Origin of the sequence: Pseudomonas fluorescens (assembly GCF_902497895.1) — a bacterium.
GTDB lineage: Bacteria > Pseudomonadota > Gammaproteobacteria > Pseudomonadales > Pseudomonadaceae > Aquipseudomonas > Aquipseudomonas fluorescens_BP.
In genome coordinates, this window is record NZ_CABVHQ010000019.1 from 48,115 (window position 1) to 71,094 (window position 22,980).

At 59.7% G+C, this 22,980-nt stretch carries 25 protein-coding genes; 7 read left to right on the forward strand and 18 right to left on the reverse strand.

Annotated elements, in window-relative coordinates:
- Positions 1-34: 34 nt before the first annotated feature.
- The 6 genes from F8N21_RS12080 to F8N21_RS12105 are packed head-to-tail and all read right to left on the reverse strand — an operon-like array spanning position 35 to position 4,286.
- Entirely contained in the window at positions 35-1,714 is a 1,680-nt protein-coding gene (locus F8N21_RS12080) for an AMP-binding protein (RefSeq protein WP_150642356.1), read from the reverse strand.
- A complete protein-coding gene (locus F8N21_RS12085) occupies positions 1,711-2,256 on the reverse strand; it encodes a hypothetical protein (protein WP_150642357.1) in 546 nt (181 codons plus the stop codon). Before F8N21_RS12085 ends, F8N21_RS12080 begins: the two co-directional genes overlap by 4 nt.
- Entirely contained in the window at positions 2,253-2,507 is a 255-nt protein-coding gene (locus tag F8N21_RS12090) for an acyl carrier protein (RefSeq protein WP_150642358.1), read from the reverse strand. Before F8N21_RS12090 ends, F8N21_RS12085 begins: the two co-directional genes overlap by 4 nt.
- A 9-nt stretch (positions 2,508-2,516) precedes the next feature.
- Positions 2,517-2,792, reverse strand: coding sequence for a phosphopantetheine-binding protein (locus F8N21_RS12095; protein WP_150642359.1), 276 nt, complete (start codon positions 2,790-2,792; stop codon positions 2,517-2,519).
- On the reverse strand, positions 2,761-3,582 hold the full coding sequence (locus tag F8N21_RS12100) for a lysophospholipid acyltransferase family protein (protein ID WP_150642360.1): 822 nt from the start codon (positions 3,580-3,582) through the stop codon (positions 2,761-2,763). The genes F8N21_RS12095 and F8N21_RS12100 overlap by 32 nt, the downstream gene beginning before the upstream one ends.
- The gene (locus F8N21_RS12105; RefSeq protein WP_150642361.1) at positions 3,558-4,286 is read right to left on the reverse strand and encodes a beta-ketoacyl synthase chain length factor; all 729 of its coding nucleotides are present in this window, start codon (positions 4,284-4,286) and stop codon (positions 3,558-3,560) included. Before F8N21_RS12105 ends, F8N21_RS12100 begins: the two co-directional genes overlap by 25 nt.
- A gap of 329 nt (positions 4,287-4,615) precedes the next feature.
- Here F8N21_RS12105 and F8N21_RS12110 point away from each other — a divergent pair, with 329 nt between their 5' ends.
- The gene (locus F8N21_RS12110) at positions 4,616-5,386 is read left to right on the forward strand and encodes a ParA family protein (protein WP_150642362.1); all 771 of its coding nucleotides are present in this window, start codon (positions 4,616-4,618) and stop codon (positions 5,384-5,386) included.
- A 140-nt stretch (positions 5,387-5,526) separates the two neighbouring features.
- On the opposite strand, the gene trxC is transcribed toward F8N21_RS12110, so the two are convergent.
- On the reverse strand, positions 5,527-5,961 hold the full coding sequence (gene trxC / locus F8N21_RS12115) for a thioredoxin TrxC (protein WP_150642363.1): 435 nt from the start codon (positions 5,959-5,961) through the stop codon (positions 5,527-5,529).
- Positions 5,962-6,266: 305 nt separating this feature from the next.
- Here trxC and F8N21_RS12120 point away from each other — a divergent pair, with 305 nt between their 5' ends.
- The gene (locus tag F8N21_RS12120; protein WP_150642364.1) at positions 6,267-6,563 is read left to right on the forward strand and encodes a type II toxin-antitoxin system HigB family toxin; all 297 of its coding nucleotides are present in this window, start codon (positions 6,267-6,269) and stop codon (positions 6,561-6,563) included.
- Positions 6,560-6,961, forward strand: coding sequence for a helix-turn-helix domain-containing protein (locus tag F8N21_RS12125; RefSeq protein WP_150642365.1), 402 nt, complete (start codon positions 6,560-6,562; stop codon positions 6,959-6,961). Before F8N21_RS12120 ends, F8N21_RS12125 begins: the two co-directional genes overlap by 4 nt.
- A gap of 6 nt (positions 6,962-6,967) precedes the next feature.
- On the opposite strand, the gene selO is transcribed toward F8N21_RS12125, so the two are convergent.
- From selO to F8N21_RS12140, 3 genes are read right to left on the reverse strand one after another with little or no spacing between them, the layout of a single operon-like run.
- The gene (gene selO / locus F8N21_RS12130; protein WP_150642366.1) at positions 6,968-8,431 is read right to left on the reverse strand and encodes a protein adenylyltransferase SelO; all 1,464 of its coding nucleotides are present in this window, start codon (positions 8,429-8,431) and stop codon (positions 6,968-6,970) included.
- Between the two features lie 48 nt (positions 8,432-8,479).
- The gene (mscK, locus tag F8N21_RS12135) at positions 8,480-11,830 is read right to left on the reverse strand and encodes a mechanosensitive channel MscK (RefSeq protein ID WP_150642367.1); all 3,351 of its coding nucleotides are present in this window, start codon (positions 11,828-11,830) and stop codon (positions 8,480-8,482) included.
- 34 nt (positions 11,831-11,864) lie between these two features.
- Positions 11,865-13,607, reverse strand: a complete 1,743-nt coding sequence (locus tag F8N21_RS12140) for a potassium/proton antiporter (RefSeq protein WP_150642368.1) — start codon at positions 13,605-13,607, stop codon at positions 11,865-11,867.
- Positions 13,608-14,005: 398 nt separating this feature from the next.
- Here F8N21_RS12140 and F8N21_RS12145 point away from each other — a divergent pair, with 398 nt between their 5' ends.
- Positions 14,006-14,236 (forward strand): hypothetical protein, encoded by a 231-nt coding sequence (locus F8N21_RS12145; protein ID WP_150642369.1) that lies wholly within the window; start codon positions 14,006-14,008, stop codon positions 14,234-14,236.
- The gene (locus F8N21_RS12150; protein WP_150642370.1) at positions 14,233-14,538 is read left to right on the forward strand and encodes a cell division protein ZapA; all 306 of its coding nucleotides are present in this window, start codon (positions 14,233-14,235) and stop codon (positions 14,536-14,538) included. Before F8N21_RS12145 ends, F8N21_RS12150 begins: the two co-directional genes overlap by 4 nt.
- Positions 14,539-14,652: 114 nt before the next feature.
- Here the strand turns inward: F8N21_RS12150 and F8N21_RS12155 are convergent, their stop codons facing one another.
- The 5 genes from F8N21_RS12155 to F8N21_RS12175 form a co-directional block, all read right to left on the reverse strand.
- Positions 14,653-15,063: a hypothetical protein gene (locus F8N21_RS12155; RefSeq protein WP_150642371.1), complete on the reverse strand. Its 411-nt coding sequence runs from the start codon at positions 15,061-15,063 to the stop codon at positions 14,653-14,655.
- Between the two features lie 322 nt (positions 15,064-15,385).
- Positions 15,386-15,682, reverse strand: coding sequence for a DUF167 domain-containing protein (locus tag F8N21_RS12160; RefSeq protein WP_150642372.1), 297 nt, complete (start codon positions 15,680-15,682; stop codon positions 15,386-15,388).
- Positions 15,682-16,269, reverse strand: coding sequence for a YggT family protein (locus tag F8N21_RS12165; protein ID WP_150642373.1), 588 nt, complete (start codon positions 16,267-16,269; stop codon positions 15,682-15,684). The genes F8N21_RS12160 and F8N21_RS12165 overlap by 1 nt, the downstream gene beginning before the upstream one ends.
- Positions 16,270-16,293: 24 nt before the next feature.
- Positions 16,294-17,112 carry a pyrroline-5-carboxylate reductase gene (proC, locus tag F8N21_RS12170; protein ID WP_150642374.1) on the reverse strand — a complete coding sequence of 273 codons (819 nt, stop codon included), beginning with the start codon at positions 17,110-17,112 and terminating at the stop codon, positions 16,294-16,296.
- A 33-nt stretch (positions 17,113-17,145) separates the two neighbouring features.
- Positions 17,146-17,844 (reverse strand): YggS family pyridoxal phosphate-dependent enzyme, encoded by a 699-nt coding sequence (locus F8N21_RS12175; RefSeq protein WP_150642375.1) that lies wholly within the window; start codon positions 17,842-17,844, stop codon positions 17,146-17,148.
- Between the two features lie 210 nt (positions 17,845-18,054).
- On the opposite strand from F8N21_RS12175, the gene F8N21_RS12180 reads away from it, so the two are divergent.
- Positions 18,055-19,089: a type IV pilus twitching motility protein PilT gene (locus tag F8N21_RS12180; protein ID WP_150642376.1), complete on the forward strand. Its 1,035-nt coding sequence runs from the start codon at positions 18,055-18,057 to the stop codon at positions 19,087-19,089.
- A gap of 176 nt (positions 19,090-19,265) precedes the next feature.
- On the opposite strand, the gene F8N21_RS12185 is transcribed toward F8N21_RS12180, so the two are convergent.
- Entirely contained in the window at positions 19,266-19,880 is a 615-nt protein-coding gene (locus tag F8N21_RS12185) for a C40 family peptidase (protein ID WP_150642377.1), read from the reverse strand.
- Between the two features lie 250 nt (positions 19,881-20,130).
- Between F8N21_RS12185 and F8N21_RS12190 the strand changes: the two genes are divergently transcribed.
- Entirely contained in the window at positions 20,131-20,550 is a 420-nt protein-coding gene (locus F8N21_RS12190; RefSeq protein WP_150642378.1) for an NINE protein, read from the forward strand.
- A 152-nt stretch (positions 20,551-20,702) separates the two neighbouring features.
- Here the strand turns inward: F8N21_RS12190 and F8N21_RS12195 are convergent, their stop codons facing one another.
- Complete coding sequence (locus F8N21_RS12195) at positions 20,703-21,974, reverse strand: dihydroorotase (protein WP_150642379.1); 1,272 nt, start codon at positions 21,972-21,974, stop codon at positions 20,703-20,705.
- A complete protein-coding gene (locus tag F8N21_RS12200; RefSeq protein WP_150642380.1) occupies positions 21,971-22,975 on the reverse strand; it encodes an aspartate carbamoyltransferase catalytic subunit in 1,005 nt (334 codons plus the stop codon). The genes F8N21_RS12195 and F8N21_RS12200 overlap by 4 nt, the downstream gene beginning before the upstream one ends.
- Between the last annotated feature and the right edge of the window lie 5 nt (positions 22,976-22,980).

A 22,980-nucleotide genomic window follows, 5' to 3' on the forward strand; every position in this document is an offset into this window, starting at 1 on the left:
GCAGCCCAGCGGGAGCAAGCTCCCTCGCCACAGATTAAACATGCACCGCCTCCAGCACTATCCGCCCGCTGGAGCAAGTCGCGGTGTCGTTGCGATAGGTGAAGTACAGTTTGCCGCGCTCCGGATCGAAGCGCAGATGCAGCTGGACGTGATCGCCGGGGCGCACCAGTTGCTGGAACTTCAACACCTCCATCCCGACGAACTTGCCAGGCAAATCGAGCAACTGCCGACCCAGGCTCAACGCCCAATCGACTTGCACCACGCCAGGCAATACCGGGGTTTTCGGGAAGTGGCCACTGAAGCAGGCCAGGTCCGGTGGTACCGCCAGTTGCAGGCTCCACTCGCCATTGGCTTCGAGCTGTTCTAGCACTTGTGGCGCTTGCGGACGCGGAGCCAGCAGCAGGGCTTCGACCTCGGCTTGCGGCAGCTTGCCTTGGGCGTTCAACGGCATTTGGGGCAGCAAGCGCCAGCGCCGCGGCAACGCCAATGTCTCGCAATGCTGGCTGAGGTGTTGGCGCAGTTCCTCGGTCAGGGCGCGTCGACCTTGGTTGCGCAAGGCATGCAGGCCCTGTTCGCTCAACACCAGCAAGGCACCCAGGGACGCACGGTTTTCCTGGACCACGCCCAGGCGCGCTTCGGCGACCCAGTTGTGGTTGACCAGTGCCTGTTCGAGCATTGGCAACGAGATACGTTTCTCTTCCAGTTTGACGATCCGGTCCAACCGTCCCAGCAGCTCGAAGCGCCCGTCAGCGGTTATTCGTGCGGCATCGGCAGTCTGTTCGACGTGACCGGCTGGCAAGTACGGCGAAGCAATGCGCAGCGCGCCGTCACTGTCCTGGCTCAATTGTACATCAGCGAACGGCTGCCACAGGCTGTCGCCCTGGCGCCAGGCGATGCCGCCGGTTTCCGAGCTGCCGAGAATTTCCGTGGGCCATTGCTGCAAGCGTTGCCGCAAGCTCTTCGCGGCCTCGGCAGGCAAGGCGCCGCCGGAAGAAAACACCCGTCGCACCGCACTCAGTGCCGGCCAGTCGAGGTTGTCGCCCATGCGCTTGAGCAACGCCGGGCTGGCGACCCAGGCAAAGGCCGGGTGTTCACGGCTGGCGCGCTGCAAGTCTTCGGGGAATGGCAGTTGTTTGCGCACGAACGGGCGCCCCGCACACAGCGGCCAGAGTACGCGGAACAGCAAACCATAGATGTGCTGGGTGGCGACGCTGCCGATGATGCAGGCCTCGCCCAGATCCGCACCCCAGAGCTGCTCCAGGGCTTCAACTTCGTTGGCCAGTTGCCGCAGGCTTTTTTCGATGCGCTTGGGTTCGCCGCTGGAGCCGGAGGTGCACAGGCTCAGGTGGCAGTGGTCCAGATCCAGTTCGGCTGGAGGCAGCGGGGCTTGAAACAGATCGCTGAGCGCGGCGTCGCCCGCCTGATCGGTCAGCCACAGGTCCACCTCGTTCGACCAGCGTTGCCGGGTCTGGGCTTGCAGGTCGGCGGGCAACAACACGCTGACGCCGGCGCGCCAGGCACCGAGCAGGGCGATTGCCAGGTCAGCGGCGTCGTCCAGGTACACGGCAATGCGTTGTACACCCCGGGCCTGCAGGCCGGCAGCGAGACTTGACGCCTGGGTGCATAGCTCAACGTGGTTCAGTGCCGGGTCAGCCGTCACGGCGCGCCCTGGCTGAGCCTTGAGCAACAGGTGCTCAAGTTTTATCCAATTCATGCGCGGCCTCGTACGCGTTGTCGCAATAACCATTCAATGGCAAACAGCAAACCGATCAACCCGTAGGAGATCAGGCCGGTGTACAACGCCCACCAACTCAGCGGCGCCCAGAGGGTCAGGGCGGCTGCGAGCAAACCGTTACAGAGAAAAAACACACTCCAGGCAATCGTTACCTGGCGGGTATAGCGAATCGCCCTTTCCGGTAGTTCCGGCTCGCTCAAGCGCGCCAGACGTTCAATCATCGGCGGTCCGTATTTCAGGCTCAGGCCAAACAGCGCCAGCATGAAACTGCTGATCAGCACCGGGTACCAGCGCAACAACAGCGGGCTATCGAACAGCGCCAGCAGCAGGCAAAAAGCAATCGCAGCGATTGCCATCCACAGGCTGCCGGGACGCCGCGCGCTGGTCAGCGCACGCGCCAGCCACAGGCTGCCCAGCAGCAGGCCGAACTGCCACGGGGCGAAATGCTCCATGCCGTAATACACCGCAAAGGGGTACAGCAGGCCCGCCAGCAGCAGACCAAGGCCAATCAGACGGCTCATGCGGCCGGTTGAACCAGACGGTAGACCGCCTCGACCACATCGCTGACGGTGCGCACCGCCTTGAACTCTTCGGCGGCGATTTTTTTGCCGGTCTGGCGCTTGATATGGTCAATCAGGTCAACCGCGTCGATGCTGTCGATTTCCAGGTCCTGATACAGGTTGGACTCAAGGGTGACGCGTTCGGGTTCCAGCTCGAAGAGTTCGACCAGGGCATCGCGCAGGGTGTTGAAAATGTCGTCACGAGTTTGCATGGTCCGGTCTCAAGCTGCCTGTTTTTTTGCAGTGACGAAAGCCGCAAGGCTGGCCACATTGGTGAAGTGATTGCGGGTGTCCTTGGCGTCGGCATCGATCTTGATACCGTACTTTTTCTGGATCGCCAGGCCGAGTTCGAGTGCGTCCACCGAGTCCAGGCCCAGGCCTTCACCGAAAAGTATCTGCTCGTCGCCGATGTCTTGTGCGCTGATGTCTTCGAGGCCCAGGGCGTCGATGATCAACAGTTTGATTTCATGCAGCAGGTCGTGTTGTAGATCGCTCATCTTCGGCGAGCTCCTTGATAAAGTAGTGGTGCAGGTAATCGTTGAGCTTGCGCGAGGCCTGGGGAGGCGGGCCAAGCTCGACAAAGGCCTGTGGGTCTATATCGGCGCCGACACGCAAACTGAAGTGCGCGCGACGAGATGGGATGCGATACCAGGGTTGGGCTTTGGTCAGGGTGGTCGGACTGACCGTGATAATCACCGGGGTCACGATTTTCGCACCACGCAGGGCGATTGCCGCAGCGCCCCGATGAAAGGCCGGCGGTTGGCCAGGCCGGGTGCGGGTGCCCTCGGGGAAGATAATCAGCGTCTGTCCATTTTGCAGAGCCTGCGCGGCGGCATCCAGCATGTCCATACTGCCATCATTGCTGATGTATTGGGTGGAACGCAGCGGCCCGCGAGTGAAGGGATTTTTCCAGAGACTCTGTTTGACCACGCAGTTGGCGTTGCGCACCAGGCCGATCAGGAACACCACATCGATCAGCGACGGGTGATTGGCGATGATCAGCTGTCCCGGACGACCGAGGTTTTCCGCGCCTTCGACCTTGTAGGTCAACACGCCTGTGCGAGCCATGAAGCGGATGAAAAACCAGAACAATCGACCGATGGTGCGCCGCGCCCGTTGCCGATGCAGCTGGGCATCGCCCGGCAGGCAGCTGAGCAGCGGGAAGATCACCAGCCGCAGGCATAGTCCGCCCGCGCCGAATAGCGCAAAGCTTGCGGCGGTGGCCAGCAGGCGCCAGTAATAGGCGTCACGGCGCTTATCCTTCAAGGGTTGCGTTGCCAGGTCCATACACGATTCTTCCAGGCATGTTGGCAGTGGGTCTGCTCGTTGAGCAGGGTACGCAACAGATTCAGGGCATGGGGCCAGTCGGCTTTGGCCGGCTCGGCGGTGGCGCTGCTCAGTGACAGCTGCCAATCATCGCCCCGGGTCAATAACAAGCCGACGGCGTACGCAAAGGGCACGTCATCGATCCAGGTGGCGTATGCCTCGGGCGGCTGCTCTTCGGTGACCACCAGCAACACCGCCGGTGCCCCTTCGTCGAGCAGTGTGGCAGCCTCTAACATACCGTGTTCAAGGCCGTCGCCAGCTGCCGCGAGAGCGGTCATTTCACTGGTTTCGCCGCGCATGATCGACCACAGTCCAATCACTGCGTTGTGGACCGACAGGCTGAACTGAGTCGGCGACAAGGGTTGATCGGCGGCCAGTTCGCAGAGGATGTTGAAAGTCCGCGGGGTTTCACCGTGGCGGGAAATAAAGACCAGCGGTAGCTGCTCATGGCCTTCGGCCAATGGCCAGCCGACACTGAAGGCCATCCGCGCCAGGCGACTGAGACGTCGGCGTTGCATGGCGGGGAGAAATGAGACATCGGGGGCAGCATCGCTGCTGTCGAGTACGACCGGTTGTCGACTCCAGGTCAGCCAATCGTCCACGCTTTCGAGCCCTGGAGCCCAGGCGCGCCATTGGGCGATATTGAAATTGATCACTGAATTCATCCCGCCCCTGCGGGCTTCCTTGATACGGCGAGTCGTTTTGACGGGCGGCCAGCCGTACATGGCGCGATGGCCGAGTGGCGCGCATTATCCCGGCACAGCTGGCTTGTAGCAAACGGTGGTTACATTTTGCTCAATAGAGTTGACCGATTTTTCAGAAAAAAGTGCTGTTGGGTCATTGTCCGGTTTTTTTGCAGCCGCCTCTGCTGGGGCCATTCGCATTATTGGGAAATAAATGGAAACTGACTGCGTAGTCCCTTTCCTGACGTGCTAGCTAAGCGCAGCTGTGGACTACTACACTCGGTCATTCTTTGATGCACGGAGGTTTTGACATGCGGCGCGTGGTGTTCAATCAAAAAGGTGGCGTCGGCAAATCCAGCATTGCCTGCAATCTGGCAGCGGTCAGCGCCCATGAAGGCTATCGGACGCTGCTGGTCGATCTCGATGCTCAGGCCAACTCCACTCAATACCTCACCGGGCTTACCGGTAGCGATATTCCGATGGGTATCGCCGATTTCTTCAAGCAGACTCTGTCATCCGGACCGTTCTCGAAGAAAAACCAGGTGGATATCTACGAAACGCCGTTCGACAACCTGCATGTGGTCACCGCCACCGCGGAACTCGCCGACTTGCAGCCCAAGCTCGAGGCGAAACACAAGATTAACAAACTGCGCAAACTGCTGGATGGATTGGCCGAGGATTACGACCGAATTTACCTCGATACCCCACCAGCCCTGAATTTCTACGCGATATCCGCGCTGATCGCCGCCGATCGCGTACTAATCCCTTTCGATTGCGACAGTTTTTCCCGCCAGGCGCTCTACGGTCTGCTGGCGGAAATCGAAGAGCTCAAGGAAGACCACAACGAAGACCTGCAAGTCGAAGGCATTGTGGTCAACCAGTTTCAGGCCCGAGCGACTCTGCCGCAGCAAATGCTCGATGAGCTGATCGGCGAAGGTCTGCCGGTACTGCCGGTATACCTGGGCAGCTCAGTGCGCATGCGCGAATCCCACCAGGCCAACATGCCGCTGATTCACCTCGACCCACGGCACAAACTGACCCAGCAATTTGTCGAGCTGCACGCCCTGCTGGAGAACGCCTGACCTTCAGCGCGGGCAAGATCGCCAAGATCGCAGCCTGCGGCAGCTCCTACGCCGAGTTGGTACGACCGAAAATTATCAGCTGTATGCAAATAACCGTAGGAGCTGCCGAAGGCTGCGATCTTTTGGGGGCACCCAGTGCTTCAGATGCCTTGACTGCGCAACCAGCTCAGCAACTGTGGTAGCGGGAAAGCGCCGCTCTGGCGCGCGACTTCCTGGCCGTTCTTGAACAGAATCAGGCTGGGAATCGAGCGAATGCCCAATTGTGCCGACAACGGCTGATTGGCCTCACTGTCCAGCTTGGCAAGTCGACACTTGCCCGCCAACTGCGCTGCCGCCTGCTCAAATACGGGCGCAAATGACTTGCAGGGCCCGCACCAGTCCGCCCAGACATCCACCAGCAACGGCAGATCGCCCTTGATCTGGCTGGCGTAATCGCCCTGCTTCAATTCGAAAGGCTTGCTCAGCAACACCTCGGCTTTGCAGCGGCCGCACTTGGGCTGATCGCCCAGGCGTTCGGCGGGGATACGGTTGAGGCCGTTGCAGTGAGGGCAGGGGATTAGCAGTGGATCGGGCACGGGCGGCTCCAGTGAGTGGGTGATCCATCTGATCTGGAGCCGCAGACGTGATTTATCAAGGCCTCGGTGTCAGGCACCAGGACCTGGCGACACCCAGTGGTTACTGGCGGCCAGAATGCGTTTGGTTATTGATGAGAGATGGTTCGTCGCATGTCCTCACATTTTCAATCGTCCAAGGAGACGCGGCGACTCTAGGCTGGGATCAAGCCTGAGGGATTTACCGTCGGTCTGCCGAGCTGTATAGCAAGTTGCGATATTTCGCTTCTATGTTTAATCTCCATAGCAATATGCGATAAGGATGTTGCATGCATGTGATTGCTGAAAAACGAATTTGGGAAGCCAAGGAAAAATGGCCACACTCCGCCAGCGCGCTGGATGCATGGTATCGAGTGGTCAAGTCCAATAGCCCTGGCGACTTTGCAGCAATGAAGAGGATGTTTCCTGCGACGGATAAGGTAGGGTCGTTACATGTGTTTGATATCGGCGGGAACAAGCTGCGATTGATCGCGGTAGTCCATTACCGGGCGCAACGGCTCTATATCAAGCACGTGCTGGATCATCGCGACTATGACAAGGGAAAGTGGAAGGAGGAACGTCGATGAGCGTTCTGATCAAACAAGCCGCCGAGCACTGGCACTTCGTGTCACCGCTGCTGCGTAAACCAAAGAACGAAGCGGATTACGATCTGCTGGTCGCTTCTCTGGATGAGTTATTGGAGCTGATCGGCGACGACGAGTCGAACCCGTTGGCCAGTCTGGCGACTATTCTGGGAGACCTGTTAGAGGCCTATGACCGTGAGCACCGACCGATGCCGGTGGCCAGTGGCGTCGATGTTCTTCGCTACCTGATGCGCGAACATGGATTGAGCCAGAGCGACCTGCCAGGGGTGGGCGCTCAATCGGTCGTCTCGGAAATCCTGAGTGGCAAGCGCAAGCTCAACCTGCGACAGATTCGCTGGTTGGCCGAGCGCTTCAGTGTGAAGGCGGATGTGTTTTTCTAACCGGCTTCACGACGAACAGCTGATCTCCAGATGTTTGCCCCACTCGGGTGGGCGTTCGGCATAGCTTTCCATTCCCGGTTGTTCTTCGAATGGATTGCTCAGTACCGCCTGCAGGCGACGAACTTCCTGGTAATCGCCGCTCTCGGCCGCATCGATGGCTTTCTGCGCCAGATAGTTGCGCAGGATGTAGAGCGGATTGACCGCGTGCATGCGGCTGCGGCGCTGCTCCTGGTTATCGGAACCCTCGCGGGCGACGCGGGCGGTGTAGCGCTCGGCCCAGGCATCGAAGCCTTGGAGATCGACGAAGTCGTCACGCAGGCGGGCGACGGCCAGTTTGGCGGACTCATTACCCAGACGGCGGAAGAACAGGCTGTAGTCGACGCCGCTGTTCTGCATCAATTGCAGCAAGCCTTCGACCAGTTTCTGATCCTCGTCCTCAGCAGTAGTGAAGCCCAGGCGGCGGCGCATCAGATCCAGGTAATGGGCCTGGTACAGCGGGAAGTACAAGCCGAGGGTTTCGCGCAGGGCCAGGGCGCTGATGAATGGTGTCAGGGCCTGGGCCAGGGCGCTGAGGTTCCACTGGCCGATGGGCACCTGGTTGCTGAAGGAATAGCGGCCCTGGTCATCGGAGTGGTTGCAGATGAACTGGGCGTCGAAGTCATCGAGGAAGGCGAACGGGCCGAAGTCGAACGTAATGCCTAGGATCGACATGTTGTCAGTGTTCATCACACCGTGGCAGAAGCCGTAGGCTTGCCATTTGGCAATCAGCTCGGCGTTGCGCTCGACGATCTCGCGAAACATCGCCAGATACGGTTCGGGTTGTTCCAGGCACTCCGGAAAATGCATCGCCAGCACGTGCTCGCCGAGCTGCTTCTGTTGCTCGGGCCTCTTGGTGTAGTAGAAATATTCGAAATGTCCGAAGCGCACATGGCTTGGTGACAGGCGCAGCAGCATCGCCCCGCGTTCCTGCTTCTCGCGCCAGACCGGGGTACTCGAGCCAATCACGCAGAGCGCGCGGGTAGTGGGAATGCCCAGCGCGTGCAGTGCTTCAGAGGCGAGAAACTCGCGGATCGACGAGCGCAGCACCGCCCGACCATCGCCCATGCGCGAATAGGGCGTTTGCCCGGCGCCCTTGAGGTGCAGGTCCCAATGCTCGCCAGCCTCGTTGTAGACCTCGGCCAGCAGCAGCCCGCGACCGTCCCCCAGTTGTGGGTTGTAGGAGCCGAACTGATGCCCGGAATAAACCATCGCCCGCGGTTCGGCCTCGGCCCAGAGCTTGTGGCCACTGAACAGCTCGGCGAACTCCTGAGTCTCGGCAATCGCCGGGTCGAGGTCGAGCAGGGCCATGGCGGTGGGGCTGGCTACCACCAGCCGCGGATCGGCGATCGGTTCAGGCAGCACATGGGTTGAAAACGCGTCGCCCAGGCGGGCAAAACGGTTGTCGAAGGTCAGTTCGTCGAGGGCTTTCAACGGCCATCTCCAGCAGAATGTCCGAGCATTCTGCTAGGGATAGCGTGGTTAGTCGAGTTTGGTCGGCGGTGGCTCTTGCGTCGATTCGCCGACGGGCGCGGGCACGATGGTTTTGTTTTCCGATTCGATGGGCACCATCTTGTACTCCTGGCCCTGAAGATTTTTCAGGTAGACCTCCATCTGCCGGAACGAGATGTTGATCTTCTGTTTCTTGAACTCGCGGTTGATGAAGCGGTTGACCTCATCGAGCACCGGGTTGCGGTCGCCCAGGTCTCGCACGTGCATACGCAGTTCGTGGTCCAGGGTGCTTTCGCCGAAATTCAGGAAGTACACATGGGGCGCCGGGTCTTTGAGGACTCGCGGATTGTCCTGGGCGGCCTTGAGCAGCAGCTCCTTGACCAGGTCGAGATCGGAGCCGTAGTCGACCCCGAGCTTGAGGGTGACCCGAGTGATGGTGTCGGTCAGCGACCAGTTGATCAGTTGCCCGGTAATGAACGTCTTGTTCGGGACAATGATGTCCTTGCGGTCGAAGTCGGTGATAGTCGTCGCGCGGATGCGGATCTTGCTTACCGTGCCGGACAGGTTGCCGATGGTGATGGTGTCGCCGATCCGGACCGGGCGCTCGAAGAGGATCATGATCCCCGAGATGAAGTTGGCGAAGATTTCCTGCATGCCGAAACCCAGACCTACTGACAGCGCCGCCACCAGCCATTGCAATTTGTCCCAGCTCACGCCGAGGGTGGACAACGTGGAGACGAAACCGACCCCGGCGATCACATAGGACAGCAGCGTGGTGGTGGCGTAGGCGCTGCCTTGGGCCAGATCGAGCTTGGACAGCACCAGCACTTCCAGCAGACCGGGCAGGTTGCGCGCCAGGGCGAAGGTAATGCCGATGATGATCAGCGCCCCGAGCAAGTCGCCGATGCTGATTGGCACCATGCTGACGTTGGCGCCGCTGCCGCTGGTGTATTCGTAGAGGGTGACGTTGTCCAGGTACGAGAAGACCGTGATCAGGTCCGACCAGACCCAATACAGCGCGGCAATGAAACCACCGAGCAGTGCCAGACGGATCAGGCGCATGGACTGTTCATTGACCTGCTCGATGTCCAGCGTCGGCTCTTCAACCACTGCTTCGCCATCCCCGGCTTCCTTGGCCGCCTGGCGCTTGCTCAGTGCCCGCTGGTAGGCCAGACGTCGCGCAGCGACACCCAGGCCGCGAGCGAAGGTGGCTTCGATCACCAGCCAGAACATCAGCAGGTAAAGGGTGTTGATCAATCGGTCGCTGAGTTTCAGTGCGGTGTAGTAATAGCCGAAGCACACCGCGATGAACAAGGCGATCGGCAGGGCGGTGAACAAAACCCCGACGGCTTTGCGAAACAGTGAAGCGTTGCGGTGCGTCGGGCTGCTGATCAGCAGCCGGCTGAGCAGCCAGGTCATCAAGGCGTAGCAGGTCAGGACTACCGGCATCCCGAGGACGTCATCGGCCAATGCCGCGGGTTGCAGCTCGGCGACGGCAACCACCGCCACCAGCGCCAACACCACCAGCCCGAGTCGACGGATCCAGCCCTGGAGAAATTCGACCTGGCGCTTTTCCCAACGGAAATGCAGTTCGGCCACGCCACCCGGCGCGAGGGTCCGGTAGGCGGTGTAGAACACCAGCCAGGCCTGGGAAATCTGCAGCAGCGCCGCACCCAGGTTGGTGTTCTGTCCCCGGGCATCGATCTGCAAGGCATACCCGCACAGGGCCAGCGCCAGGGAAACCGGCATCGCCAGCAGGATATTGATCAGAATTGCCTGGGGCGTATGCCACTGGCTGTCGCGCTTGAAATGGCCGATGTCCTGGTGAACCTTGTTCAGCTGGGCATAGAGGTTTTTGCGTCGCCATAGCAAGGCGCCGATCAGCAATGCCAGTGGCAGGAACAGCAGCGGGCGCTGGGTCAGGCCGTCGGCCAGCTCGCTCAGGCTTGAAGCCCATGGCAGGGTGGTGATCTGTCGTTCCAGTCGCTCAGGGACTGCGCGCATCCACTCGAGGTCCAGTGGCTTGTTGCTGGGAATCCAGAACATCTGTTCATCAAGGGTCGCGCGCAGGCTTTGTGCCGTGGCGAGCAGCTGCTTCTGGTTCAGTTGCAGGGTGATGGATTCGTTGAGTACGGCGCTCAGCTCGCGGTTCAGTCGTTCCAGCAGATCGGCGCGGGTGGTTGCCAGCTCGAGCAGGGTCTTGCGCAACTGTGGAGTGACCTGCTCCGGCGTTTGGGTCGCCAGCAGGGTGTCAACGTAGGCACTCGGATTACTGAGCAGCTCTCGTTGCTGGCTGACCTCGAACTGGTACAGGCGAATATCGGCGATCTGATCGGCCAGATCGCGGTCGAGCTTGAGGTGGGGCAGCGCCTGTTTTTGCTTATAAAGAATCTTCGACAGCAGCAGGCTACCCTTGAGCACGCTGATCTGCTCTTCCAGGGCTGAATCGCTTTGGGTGACGCTGTCCAGCTGCTGCTTGGTCTGCAGGTTCTGCTGGGTTACCACGTTGAGGCGGTCGGTGCTTTTGAGCAGGTAATCGGAGAGTTTCAGATTGGCCGCGCTTTCACTGGCGAGCAGGCTGCTGCCGCCGGATTTCTGCGCTTCGATCGACTGTTGGGTCACCGTCTCCTGGGACTGGGCCAGGCGCTTCTGGTTGATCAGGGTTTGCAGGTCCTGGATTTCCCGCTCCAGGCGCGCGGTCTTTTCTTCCAGCAGATCATGTTGACTGTTGCCCAGGTCTTGCAGCTGGTTATTGCCAGCCAGTTCCTGGCGGCGCAGCGGAATCAATGCATCGAGCGCGGCCTGTTCGGCAGCGAGCAGATTGCGTTGGTCGGCACTCAGCGGCTTGCCGTTGTCCTTGCCACTTTTCAGAATGTTGTTGATCGCCTGGATGCGCGTCTGGCTGCTGCTGATCTCCGCCTGAGCCCGCTCCGGGCGAGTCTGGGAGGTGATGATCAGGCTATTGGCATCGGCCAGGGCTTTTTGCAGTTGGCCTTGCTGGCTAGTGCGCTCGGTCAGCAACTGCTCCAGCTGCGGGACTGGCAGGTTGGCGTAACGTTGCGCCGTAGGCACCACCTTGGTCGCCTTGAGGCGTGTCAGTTCCTTCTGGTTTTCACTGTTCTGGCGCGGCGCGGTGCTCAGTTGCTGGTTGAGGGCGGCCAGTTTTTTTTCGTAATCCTGCTTGTTGGCCAAGTGGGTCAACGTTTGTTGCAGAATTCCTTGCAGGGCTTTTTGGTCAGCTTCGGGTAGTTTTCGATCAGCAATTTTGTCCAGGCTCTGCTGGACTGCCTCGGTGCTGGGCAGGTCTGCCGCGTAAAGCGTACCGACGGAAAGACTCAGGCCAAGCAGGACAATAGCGAGATAAGTGCGCAGGGTTGACATAAATACCGGTCAAACTGGATAGAGAGTGGGCAGTTTAGAGGAAGAGTCCGGGCCCCGGGCGACTTCCTTCGGGGAATCTGACGCCCACTTTGCCAATCTTGTTCCCCTCCATCACTGCAACGGTCCAAATGGTGTTGTTCCACTCCACCTGGTCACCGACTACTGGCGCACCGCCCACTTTCTGGGTAATGAAGCGGCTTAATGGCATGTCCGGGTCGAGCCCTTCGAGCTTGAGTCCATACAGCGCTGAAACCGCGCCCAGCCGGGCGTCGCCCTCGAGTATGAAATCGCCGAAGAAGCGTAAATCCAGCCCTCGTTGCGGTGCCTGGCTGAACAGTTTTCCGAGGGCCGGAAGGTTCTGTTCATGGCCAATTACGCAAAGCAAATCATCGACTTCCAGGGTGGTACTACCCGACGGATGGAGCAGTTGCTGGCCACGAAACAGGGCCGCGATGCGGGTGCCCTCGGGCATTTTCAGCTCACGAAGGGCCGCACCGATGCACCACTTTTCTGCGCCGAGGCGATAGACGAACAATTCCCACTCACTGGTGACATGCACTTCGAGCGCCGCCCGGGAGATTGGCGCGGGCTCTGGCGGAACCGTGACTTTCAGCAGTTTGGCGACCCATGGCAGGCTGGTGCCTTGCACTAGCAGCGAGACCAGGACGATAAAGAACGCGAGGTTGAAGTAGAGTTGGGCGTCGGGCAGCCCGGCCATCAGCGGGAACACCGCGAGAATGATCGGTACCGCGCCGCGCAGCCCGACCCAGGCGATAAACGCCTTCTCGCGTCCATGGAAGGCCTTGAACGGCAGCAGCCCGACGATCACCGAAAGTGGCCGGGCAAACAGGATCATCCACAACGCCAGACCCAGGGCGGGCAGGGCAATCGGTAGCAAATCGTGGGGAGTGACCAGCAGGCCCAGCACCAGGAACATGCCGATTTGCGCCAGCCACGCCATGCCGTCGAGCATGTGCAGAATACCGTGACGGCTGCGCACCGGACGGTTGCCGATAACCAGGCCACACAGATAGACCGCGAGGAAGCCGCTGCCGTGCAGGGCGTTGGTCAGGGCGAAGACCACCAGACCGCCACTGATCACCAGAATCGGGTAGAGGCCGGAAGCCAGCTTGATCCGGTTGACCAATTGCAGCATCACCCAGCCGCCGCCCAGCCCGATGATGGCGCCGATACCGAACTCACGAATCAGATGGGCCAGCAGGTTCCAGTGCAGGCCGGTCTCGCCGCTGGCGAGCATGTCGATCAGGGTCACTGTGAGGAACACTGCCATCGGATCGTTGCTGCCGGATTCGATTTCCAGGCTGGCGCTCACCCGTTCGTTGAGGCCCTTGCCGCCCAACAGCGAGAACACTGCTGCGGCGTCGGTTGAGCCGACGATGGCACCGATCAACAGGCCTTGAATGAGGTTCAGGTCGAACAGCCAGGCCGCCGCCATGCCGGTCAGGCCGGTGGTGATCAACACGCCGATCGTCGCCAGCGACAGCGCCGGCCATAACGCCACGCGAAAACTCGCCACCCGGGTGCGCAGGCCGCCGTCGAGCAGGATCACTGCCAGGGCGAGGTTGCCGACCAGATAAGCGGTAGGGTAGTTGTCGAAAATAATGCCGCCGCCGTCGACCCCGGCGGCCATGCCCACGGCCAGGATGATCACCAGAATCGGGATACCGAGGCGGGACGAAAGAGAACTCACCAGAATGCTCGCACCTACCAGCAACGCGCCGATCAAGAACAGGCTGTTGATGGTCGTCGCATTCAAAGGCGGTACTCCAGAAGCAGAAAGGCGGGCACAAACTGACCATGCAGTCTGCGTGCCAGCGATTCTAACCTGTTGAAATGCAGAGCTGTCAAAAAGCTTTTCAAGATCAAAAGATCGCAGCCTGCGGCAGCTCCTACGCAGATTGCCCGCGACCCAAACCGAATGTGAACCACGCCCCCCGTAGGAGCTGCCGCAGGCTGCGATCTTTTCGGCCGTGGCGCAGAACCCAATCGCAGTACGACGAAGTGCCAGGAACCTGACGAATTAATCGTAGTCTTTAACACTCGCGAGCAAGGTCACCGCCAGGAAAATCAGGGGCTTGCGAGCCGGATAACCCTGGCATCCGTGGTGACTTTTCTTTATCGTAAGTACCCTTTTAAAATGCCCGAGAAATCAAAATGTTGGAAGCATCCCTAAGCCAATTGGAACAACTGGTCAGCGAGCTGGTGCAGCAGAACCAGGAGCTGCTCGGCACGAACCAGACCCTGAGTGCGGAACTGGCCCAGGTCAAAGACGAAAACGAAAGCCTGCAACTGAGCCTGATGGAACAGGAAGAAAAGCAGGGTGCCACCGCCGCACGTATTCAAGCCCTGGTTGAGCGCGTCAGCGCCGGCCCTGTCACCGCATGAAACATGGCGCCGAAGGGGTAAAAGTCGTCTCGATTCTCGGAGAAGACTATTCAATCAAGGCGCCGGCCGGGGAAGAGCAGACCCTGCTGGACGCCGCATTAATGTTAAAAGCCGCCCTGGCTGACACCAAGCGCAAGTACCCGACCCTGATCGGTGACAGGCTGCTGGTGCTGGCCGCGATGAATCTGTGCTCCCAGCAGATCGACATGCAGAAACGGCACAAGCAGGAACTCGACCGTTACCAAGAGCAAGTCAGCGCCACGGTTCAGGTGATTTCACAGGCGATAGGGCAAAGTAATTAAAACGTTTCCTGGCTGCATTACTCAAACGCGCGCTTGGCAATCCGCAAGCGCGCTTTTGGGTGACGGGGGCTCGATAGAGTCAGGCATTTGTCAGGTAAAGAGATCGTCTGTGGTTCAAGCGTAGTAAATGCCTATTTTCAACCTGCCACCTGACATTTCCCGAAAGTACTTGCCTGTTACTTTCCCGCGGTTTCCCGACTTATCGGTGTAGTCGTCACCTACGGCAATGGTCAAGTGGAACTCATAGGTATCCGTCGTGGGGTTCGGCAGCTCCGGCAGGACGAATACTTCGTTGCGTCCTTCGTTGAGACTTGCGATTCCTTGCGCGGCGCCTTTGACCGGTTCAGCATCCACTTCAATGTTGTAATCGTTGTTTTCAAATGTGATGTAACGTTTGTCTGTTACCAGAAATTCACCAACAGACGTGAACCATGTGTCGCCGCGTCTTGTGTAAATGTCTTCGGGGTATTCCCCCACGTAATGGCCAGTGGAAACAGTGTTTCTGCGGGTTCGTTCAAGCTTCATTTTGCGTTCTCTGAATGAACTGTTGGTGCGGGCATATGCCCGCCGTTTTCCCGAAACACGGCAAAACTACGATTCAGGTCCGGAGAGTTTAGGCTTCAGGTATAAGCCTGACACCTGTCAAAGTTGACAGGTATGGACGAAAGATTGTCCTCAGGATGCGGAGGTCGATTGCGCAATAAGTGACCAGCGAGACAATTGGCCAGGCCTGGTCGTCTTTGTGCGGGCCGACGACCTGGCGCGGCAGATGGGCAAGTTTCGGTTGAGATAGATAATGGGTCGGCAAATTGCCGACCCATTATCTACGGGACCTGGCCTTGAGTCGTTACCCAGGGCGTGGCGTTAACCCCGGTAAATCCGGCAGCTTCTTCGGCGAGCTCACCCGAACCCGTTTTTGCCGATTCAGCTCACCGCTCATCAGGCTCACCTGGCTCCTGGAAACCCCAAACGCCTTGGCCAGAAACGCCATCAGATACGCATTGGCCTTGCCTTCAACCGGCGGCGCTGTCAGGCGGATCTTCAGACGGTCACCATGCAGCCCACAGAAATCATCGCTGCGGGCCGCAGGTTGCAGGTGACACTCCAGAATCAGGTCGTCACCGTCCCAGCGAAAATAGCTCATCAGATCAGCCCGAGCAGCCCCTGCGGCATGAGGGCATAGTACGCAATACGTGGGATCAGCCAGCTTTGCAGCAACTGGATCACGATAAACGCGAAGATCGGCGAGATGTCGAGGCCGCCCAGGTTCGGCACGATACGGCGGAACGGGGCGAGTACCGGTTCAGTAATCTGAGCGACCAGCTCTGCGCCCGGATTGTGACTCCCCGGGGCGACCCAGGACAGAATCACACTGATGATCATCGCGTAGAACAGAATACTCAAAAACAGCGAGAAGATAGCGATCAGTGCCCAAGGCACCAACAGCAGCAAGTCGACCGGGAAGCCTTTGAGCAGCAGAATGACCGCTATCAGCACCATCTGCACGATCAGCGCCAGTACAAGCGACGACATGTCCAGCCCGAACATGCTCGGGATTACCCGGCGTAGAGGCTTGAGCAGCGGTTGAGTGGCTTTCACGATGAACTGGCAGAGCGGGTTGTAAAAATTCGCCCGAACCAATTGCAGGATGAAGCGCAACAGCACGATCAGTAGGTACAGGCTGCCTAAGGTTTTGATTACGAAAATGGCAGCATCATTGAGTCCTAGCATTATTGATTCCTTTGTAAGAGCTGATTAGCGACCAAGCTGTTCGGCCATCTCGGCCGAGCGATGTGCGGCGGCACCCAGGGCTTTTTCTACCAGGGCTTCGAAACCATCGGCCTGGAACGACTTGATGGCGGCTTCGGTGGTACCTGCAGGTGAGGTCACGCGGCGCCGCAGTTCAGCTGCGTCGACATCACTGGCCACGGCCATGTGCGCGGCGCCCAAGGCGGTTTGCAGGGTCAGTCGAGCGGCGGTTTCCCGTGGCAGGCCAAGCTTCTCGCCGGCGGCGGTCATGGCTTCAATCAGCAGGAAGAAATACGCCGGGCCGCTGCCGGAGACCGCGGTGACGGCATCCAGTTGCTGTTCCTGGTCCAGCCACAGGGCGATGCCGACGGCCGACAGCAGGTCTTCGGCTTGCTGACGCTGTTGGGCAGAGACTTCGGCCGTGGCGTACAGGCCGCTCACGCCCTGGCGCAGCAGTGCCGGGGTGTTGGGCATGCAACGCACGATCGGATGGGCGCCGAGCCAGTTGTTCATGCTGGCGCAGGTGATACCAGCGGCGATGGACACCACCAATTGATTCGACTTGAGGCTTGGGCGCAGGGCCTGGCAAACGGCTTTCATCATCTGGGGTTTGACCGCCAGTACGACGACGTCGGCGCCTTCGATGGCTTGGGCGTTGTCGGCGAACAGTTCGATGCCGTGTTCGGCGTGAACCCTGGCGCGGGTTTCGGCGCCTGGATCACTGGCGCGGATCTGCGCCGCTTCCAGCCCCTTGGCGCGCAGGCCGCCGATCAGGCTGGCGGCCATGTTGCCGGCACCGATAAAGGCAATACGAGTCTTGCTCATGAGAGGTCCTTATAGAGAGGTGAGTCAGCCACGTCAGGATTGGACGTAGTCGCGAGCGCCGAACAGCGCGGTACCTATTCGTACCCAGGTGGCGCCGTGGGCAATGGCTGCTTCGAGATCGTGGCTCATGCCCATGGAAAGTGTATCGAGTGGCAGATTCAGGCTGGCTTGCAGGCTCTTGTTCAAGTCCTGCACGGCAGCAAAGGCGGCGTCCTGGGCAGTGCGATCTTCAGTCGGCTCGGGGATCGCCATCAACCCACGCAGTTTCAAGCGCGGCAAGGCGCTGATGGCGCTGGCCAGGGCGGGCAAATCGGCCGGGGTGCAGCCGGACTTGCTGGCTTCACCGCTGACGTTGACCTGAATGCAGATATTCAGGGGGGGCAGTGCGGTGGGGCGTTGTTCGGACAAGCGTTGGGCGATTTTCAAGCGATCCACTGAGTGCACCCAGGCGAAGTTCTCGGCAATAGCGCGAGTCTTGTTCGACTGAATGGGGCCGATAAAGTGCCAACTCAAGGACAGGTCGGCCAATTCGAGCTGTTTGCTCAGTGCTTCCTGCAGATAGTTCTCGCCGAAGTCGCGGATCCCGGCGGCGTAGGCTTCGCGCAATGCCTCGGCGGGCTTGGTCTTGCTCACTGCCAACAGATGAACGCTGTTGGCGTCACGTTGTGCGGCGAGTGCCGCCGCGTGGATCCGCGTCTGAACCAGAGCTACGTTGTCTGCTATCGTGGACATTCGATCCTGCCTCAAAAGTGCCTGCGCTCGATCATGCTGCGTTAAAAGCCGACTCGGAATGCTCATTGACTGGCGTCAAGTCGTGTGCGACCCCAGCCGTTCCTCGCCGACTTTTGCCTTGCCTGATCATCGCTCGGCGACTTTTCAGGCTGGATCTAGTGCGCCAGCGGGTCTGAGGTTCGCGGCATTCTACTGGAATTGGGGAGCTCTATGGATATCACTGAACTGCTGGCCTTCAGCGCCAAACAGGGGGCGTCCGACTTGCACCTCTCCGCGGGCTTGCCGCCGATGATCCGGGTCGATGGTGATGTGCGACGGATCAGCTTGCCAGCGCTGGACCACCAGCAGGTTCATGAGCTGATCTACGCCATCATGAACGACAGGCAACGGGTGGACTTCGAGGCGCAGCTGGAACTCGATTTTTCCTTCGACGTGCCCGGTGTGGCGCGATTCCGGGTCAATGCGTTCAACCACAATCGCGGCGTTGGCGCGGTGTTCCGGACTATTCCGTCGAAGGTCATGAGCCTGGACGAGCTCGGCATGGGTGAAGTGTTTCGCAAGATTACCGAGGTGCCACGGGGTCTGGTGCTGGTCACCGGGCCGACCGGTTCGGGCAAGTCGACCACCCTGGCAGCGATGATCGATTACCTGAACAACAACCGGCATCACCATATCCTCACCATCGAAGACCCCATCGAGTTCGTCCACGAATCGAAGAAATGCCTGATCAATCAGCGTGAGGTGCATCGCGACACCCATAGTTTTTCTTCGGCGCTACGCTCGGCGCTGCGCGAGGACCCGGATGTAATCCTGGTGGGCGAGATGCGCGACCTGGAGACCATCCGCCTGGCGCTGACCGCGGCGGAGACCGGGCATCTGGTGTTCGGCACGCTGCACACCACCTCTGCGGCGAAGACCATCGACAGGGTGGTGGACGTGTTTCCGGCGGATGAGAAGTCGATGGTTCGTTCGATGCTGTCCGAGTCTTTGCAAGCGGTGGTTTCGCAGAGCTTGATCAAAAAGATTGGCGGCGGCAGGATCGCGGCTCACGAAATCATGATTGGTACCTCGGCGATCCGGAATCTGATTCGCGAAGACAAGGTCGCGCAGATGTACTCCTCGATCCAGACCGGGAGTTCGGTGGGGATGCAAACCCTGGATATGTGCTTGAAGGAGCTGGTGGCGAAGGGCTTGATCAGCCGCGAGCACGCCCGGGAGAAGGCCAGGATGCCGGATGGGATTTGAGGGGGAACATGGCCGCTGCGGTCGTGGTGTGGGCCAAAAAGATCGCAGCCTATCGGCAGCTCCTACAGGGGCGGTGTGTATCCCGGGAATCAAGGTGTGCGCGGTCCCGTAGGAGCTGCCGCAGGCTGCGATCTTTTGGATGTTGAGCAAGCCTGCCTATTTATGCAGGCCTCAAATCAACGCTGAGCCATACGCAAGGTGGTCGGCTCTTTTGGCAGCACCCGTTTGGCGACCACGTAGTGGCTTTGCCAGTAAGGCTTCTTCAGCGTATCGATGGACACCGATTTGCCACGACGTGGAGCATGGATAAACCGGTCGTTGCCCAGGTAGATGGCAACGTGATTGACCCGGCGGCTCTTGATGTTGAAGAAAATCAGATCGCCAGGCTTGAGGTCCTTACGGTCGACTTTCTGCCCATGACCGCTGGCCATGGCATTCGATGTGCGCGGCAAATCGACGGCGGCGACATCGGTGAAAGCGTATTTCACCAGACCGCTGCAGTCGAAACCTTTACTTGGGCTACTGCCGCCCCAACGATAAGGTGTGCCCAGCACGTTTACGGCGCGGGCCAGCACATTACTGCTTTGCTTGGCCGGCATGGGTGGGACCAATATGTTGTCGGCTTTGCTCAGGTAGGTTGAGCGTTTGATGGCTTGTTTGGTGGCAGACGATGTATGGGACTTTGCGGTGTAACCATTAACGTTTGGAAGACGTTGCTCACGATTGGTGGCGTGGGCGGCCAGAGGCAATAATAGGCAAATGGTTAGCCATGTCTTGAAAAATGAACGCATTAGGCAAGGCTCTTTGTAGTTGGCGCGCAACTTTATAACAGCTTTTTGGTCCCTTTCGAGGCCGCTGGTCGATTCAGTCTGGGGGTCAAGTTCGGCAAATGTGTGGCAAATTGGCGCAATTGTCTGACACAAGTCAGGCCCTATAAGGCTTTGCGCCATCTTTAGGGTTTAGACGCCACACGTCGGCTCGACACAAAAAAGTCACAGAAAAACTGAAAAAATTTATCTATCGCGTTGAAAGAGGGAACCCATGAACAGCTATCAACAGGACTTTTCACCGCAGGATACCCACAGCAAGGTGATCGGTTACCTGCTGTGGATTTTCGGTTTTACCGGTGCTCACCGCTTCTATTATGGCAAACCGGTGACCGGAACTATCTGGTTTTTCACCTTGGGTTTGCTCGGGATTGGCTGGCTGATCGACATATTCCTGATTCCGGCGATGGACCGCGAAGCTGACCTGCGATTCACCGCAGGTCCGATCGAATACAACATCGCCTGGATTCTGCTGGCATTCCTGGGGGTATTCGGCGTGCATCGCATGTATCAGGGTAAATGGATCAGCGGATTCCTTTATCTGCTGACCGGCGGATTTTTCCTGCTTGGGGTGTTGTATGACTTCTGGACGCTGAATGACCAGATTTCCATTCGCAATGCCGAGCGCCGTTGATTAACGCATTTGCAGGCGATGGTCTGGTTGGACGCGAAAGATCGCAGCCTGCGGCAGCTCCTGCGGGGAATTGCGTACGCCCATGATTTCAAAGGTGTACGCGGTCCCGTAGGAGCTGCCGCAGGCTGCGATCTTTTGGAGGCGCTAGTCATTCAACGCTGGTAGCTGATCCGCCCATCCACCAGCGTGTAACGCACGGTCGCCGGCAGACTATGGCCGAGGAACGGGCAGTTTTCGCCTTTGGACAGCCAGGTCTCACCGGCAACCGTCGAGGCGGTTGGATCGAACAGCACCAAGTCAGCCGCCCCACCCACCGCGAGTTTGCCGACCGGCAGGCGCAGTGCTGCGGCTGGCCCGGCGCTGAGGCGTGCCAGCAGCGTCGGCAAGTCGAGCAAACCGTCTTCCACCAGGGTCATGGCTAATGGCAACAGCAGTTCGACGCTGCTGATTCCCGGTTCGGTAGCACCGAACGGCGCCAGCTTGGCGTCCCGTTCATGGGGCTGGTGATGGCTGGAAATGGCCTGGACCACACCAGACTTCACTGCCTCGCGCAGGCCATCGCGGTCGGCGAGGGTGCGCAGCGGTGGTTGCACGTGGTACAGACTGTTGAAGTCGATCAGTGCTTTGTCGGTGAGAATTAGCTGATACAGCGCCACATCGGCGGTTACCGGCAACCCGCGAGCCTGGGCCTGAGCGATCAGGGCCACGCCGCGGGCGCTGGTCAGCTGGCTGAAGTGCGCGCGCACGCCGCTTTGCTCGACCAACAGCAGATCCCGGGCCAGGGCCACGGTTTCCGCGGTTTCCGGGATCCCTGGCAAACCGAGGAAGCTGGCGGTCGGGCCTTCATGGGCCAGGCCACCTTCCGCCAAGTCATGATCCTGCGAGTGGAAGATTACCGTCAGGTCGAAAGTCGCCGCATATTCCAGCGCCCGGCACAGGGTGCGGGTGTTGCGGAAATTATCCAGGCCGTTGCCGAACGCGACACAGCCGGCATCGCGCAAGGCAATCAGTTCTGCCAGCTGTTCGCCTTCCAGACCCTTGCTTAACGCGCCGATCGGGAACACTTTGCAATTGCCGGCTTCGCGAGCGCGATCGAGGATCAGTTCGGCCACTGCCGAGGTGTCCAGCACCGGTTTGGTCCGGGGCGGGCAGCACAGGCTGGTGACGCCTCCAGCCGCTGCAGCCTGGGTTTCGCTGGCAATCGTGCCTTTGCGGCTGTAACCCGGTTCGCGCAGGGCGACGCTCAGATCGACCAGTCCGGGGGCGGCGATCAGCCCTTTGGCGTCGATAGTGTCGACGGCGACGAAACCGCTCGGAGCGGCGCCAATGGCGACGATCTTGCAAGCTTCAACGTGGATATCGGTAACTTGATCCAGGCCCGTGCCTGGATCGATGACGCGGGCGCCGAGGATGCTGAGCTTCACTGGGCGTTCTCCTGCTCGAATTGACGCTGGGCAGTTTGCCCGCTCATGGCCATGGACAGCACGGCCATACGTATCGCGATACCGTAGGTCACCTGGTTGAGGATCACCGAGTGCGGACCGTCGGCCACCGCCGACTCAATCTCCACCCCGCGGTTGATCGGCCCCGGGTGCATGACGATGGCATCCGGCTTGGCGCCGGCCAGGCGCGCGGTGGTCAGGCCGAACAGGCGGTAGAACTCGCCCTCGCTCGGCAGCAGACCACCTGTCATGCGTTCGCGTTGCAGGCGCAGCATGATCACCACGTCGACGTCTTTCAGGCCTTCGGTCATGTCGGTGTAGACCTTCACACCGTATTGCTCGACGCCGATCGGCAGCAGGGTTTTCGGGGCGATCACGCGGATGTCCGGGCAACCCAGGGTTTTCAGCGCCAGCATGTTCGAGCGTGCGACCCGCGAGTGCAGGATGTCGCCGACGATGGCCACCGAGAGGTTTTCGAAGCCGCCCTTGTGCCGACGGATGGTCAGCATGTCGAGCATGCCTTGGGTCGGGTGGGCGTGCCGGCCGTCGCCGCCGTTGATGATCGCCACTTGCGGGCACACGTGTTCGGCGATGAAGTGCGCGGCACCGGAGTCACCGTGACGCACGACGAACATATCGGCGGCCATGGCTTCAAGATTGCGCAGGGTGTCGAGCAGGGTTTCGCCCTTGCTCGCCGAGGAGGTCGACACGTTCAACGTGATGACATCCGCCGACAGCCGCTGGGCCGCCAGTTCGAAGGTAGTACGGGTGCGGGTGGAGTTCTCGAAAAACACGTTGCACACGGTCTTGCCGCGCAGCAACGGGACTTTCTTCACCGCCCGGGCGCCGACTTCAAGAAAGGAGTCGGCGGTGTCGAGAATTTCCGTCAGCAACTCACGGCGCAAACCGTCGAGCGAGAGGAAGTGGCGCAGCTGGCCCTGATCATTGAGCTGCAGCGGGCGCTTGGTATCGAGAGGCGTCATCGCAA

What these genes read in the sequence shown, in the direction of transcription:
- F8N21_RS12080 (WP_150642356.1), bottom strand. Translation starts at nt 1,714, where the DNA reads ATGAATTGGATAAAACTTGAGCACCTGTTGCTCAAGGCTCAGCCAGGG.
- F8N21_RS12085 (WP_150642357.1), bottom strand. Translation starts at nt 2,256, where the DNA reads ATGAGCCGTCTGATTGGCCTTGGTCTGCTGCTGGCGGGCCTGCTGTAC.
- F8N21_RS12090 (WP_150642358.1), bottom strand. Translation starts at nt 2,507, where the DNA reads ATGCAAACTCGTGACGACATTTTCAACACCCTGCGCGATGCCCTGGTC.
- F8N21_RS12095 (WP_150642359.1), bottom strand. Translation starts at nt 2,792, where the DNA reads ATGAGCGATCTACAACACGACCTGCTGCATGAAATCAAACTGTTGATC.
- F8N21_RS12100 (WP_150642360.1), bottom strand. Translation starts at nt 3,582, where the DNA reads ATGGACCTGGCAACGCAACCCTTGAAGGATAAGCGCCGTGACGCCTAT.
- F8N21_RS12105 (WP_150642361.1), bottom strand. Translation starts at nt 4,286, where the DNA reads ATGAATTCAGTGATCAATTTCAATATCGCCCAATGGCGCGCCTGGGCT.
- F8N21_RS12110 (WP_150642362.1), top strand. Translation starts at nt 4,616, where the DNA reads ATGCGGCGCGTGGTGTTCAATCAAAAAGGTGGCGTCGGCAAATCCAGC.
- F8N21_RS12120 (WP_150642364.1), top strand. Translation starts at nt 6,267, where the DNA reads ATGCATGTGATTGCTGAAAAACGAATTTGGGAAGCCAAGGAAAAATGG.
- F8N21_RS12125 (WP_150642365.1), top strand. Translation starts at nt 6,560, where the DNA reads ATGAGCGTTCTGATCAAACAAGCCGCCGAGCACTGGCACTTCGTGTCA.
- mscK (WP_150642367.1), bottom strand. Translation starts at nt 11,830, where the DNA reads ATGTCAACCCTGCGCACTTATCTCGCTATTGTCCTGCTTGGCCTGAGT.
- F8N21_RS12145 (WP_150642369.1), top strand. Translation starts at nt 14,006, where the DNA reads ATGTTGGAAGCATCCCTAAGCCAATTGGAACAACTGGTCAGCGAGCTG.
- F8N21_RS12150 (WP_150642370.1), top strand. Translation starts at nt 14,233, where the DNA reads ATGAAACATGGCGCCGAAGGGGTAAAAGTCGTCTCGATTCTCGGAGAA.
- F8N21_RS12155 (WP_150642371.1), bottom strand. Translation starts at nt 15,063, where the DNA reads ATGAAGCTTGAACGAACCCGCAGAAACACTGTTTCCACTGGCCATTAC.
- F8N21_RS12160 (WP_150642372.1), bottom strand. Translation starts at nt 15,682, where the DNA reads ATGAGCTATTTTCGCTGGGACGGTGACGACCTGATTCTGGAGTGTCAC.
- F8N21_RS12165 (WP_150642373.1), bottom strand. Translation starts at nt 16,269, where the DNA reads ATGCTAGGACTCAATGATGCTGCCATTTTCGTAATCAAAACCTTAGGC.
- proC (WP_150642374.1), bottom strand. Translation starts at nt 17,112, where the DNA reads ATGAGCAAGACTCGTATTGCCTTTATCGGTGCCGGCAACATGGCCGCC.
- F8N21_RS12175 (WP_150642375.1), bottom strand. Translation starts at nt 17,844, where the DNA reads ATGTCCACGATAGCAGACAACGTAGCTCTGGTTCAGACGCGGATCCAC.
- F8N21_RS12180 (WP_150642376.1), top strand. Translation starts at nt 18,055, where the DNA reads ATGGATATCACTGAACTGCTGGCCTTCAGCGCCAAACAGGGGGCGTCC.
- F8N21_RS12185 (WP_150642377.1), bottom strand. Translation starts at nt 19,880, where the DNA reads ATGCGTTCATTTTTCAAGACATGGCTAACCATTTGCCTATTATTGCCT.
- F8N21_RS12190 (WP_150642378.1), top strand. Translation starts at nt 20,131, where the DNA reads ATGAACAGCTATCAACAGGACTTTTCACCGCAGGATACCCACAGCAAG.
- F8N21_RS12200 (WP_150642380.1), bottom strand. Translation starts at nt 22,975, where the DNA reads ATGACGCCTCTCGATACCAAGCGCCCGCTGCAGCTCAATGATCAGGGC.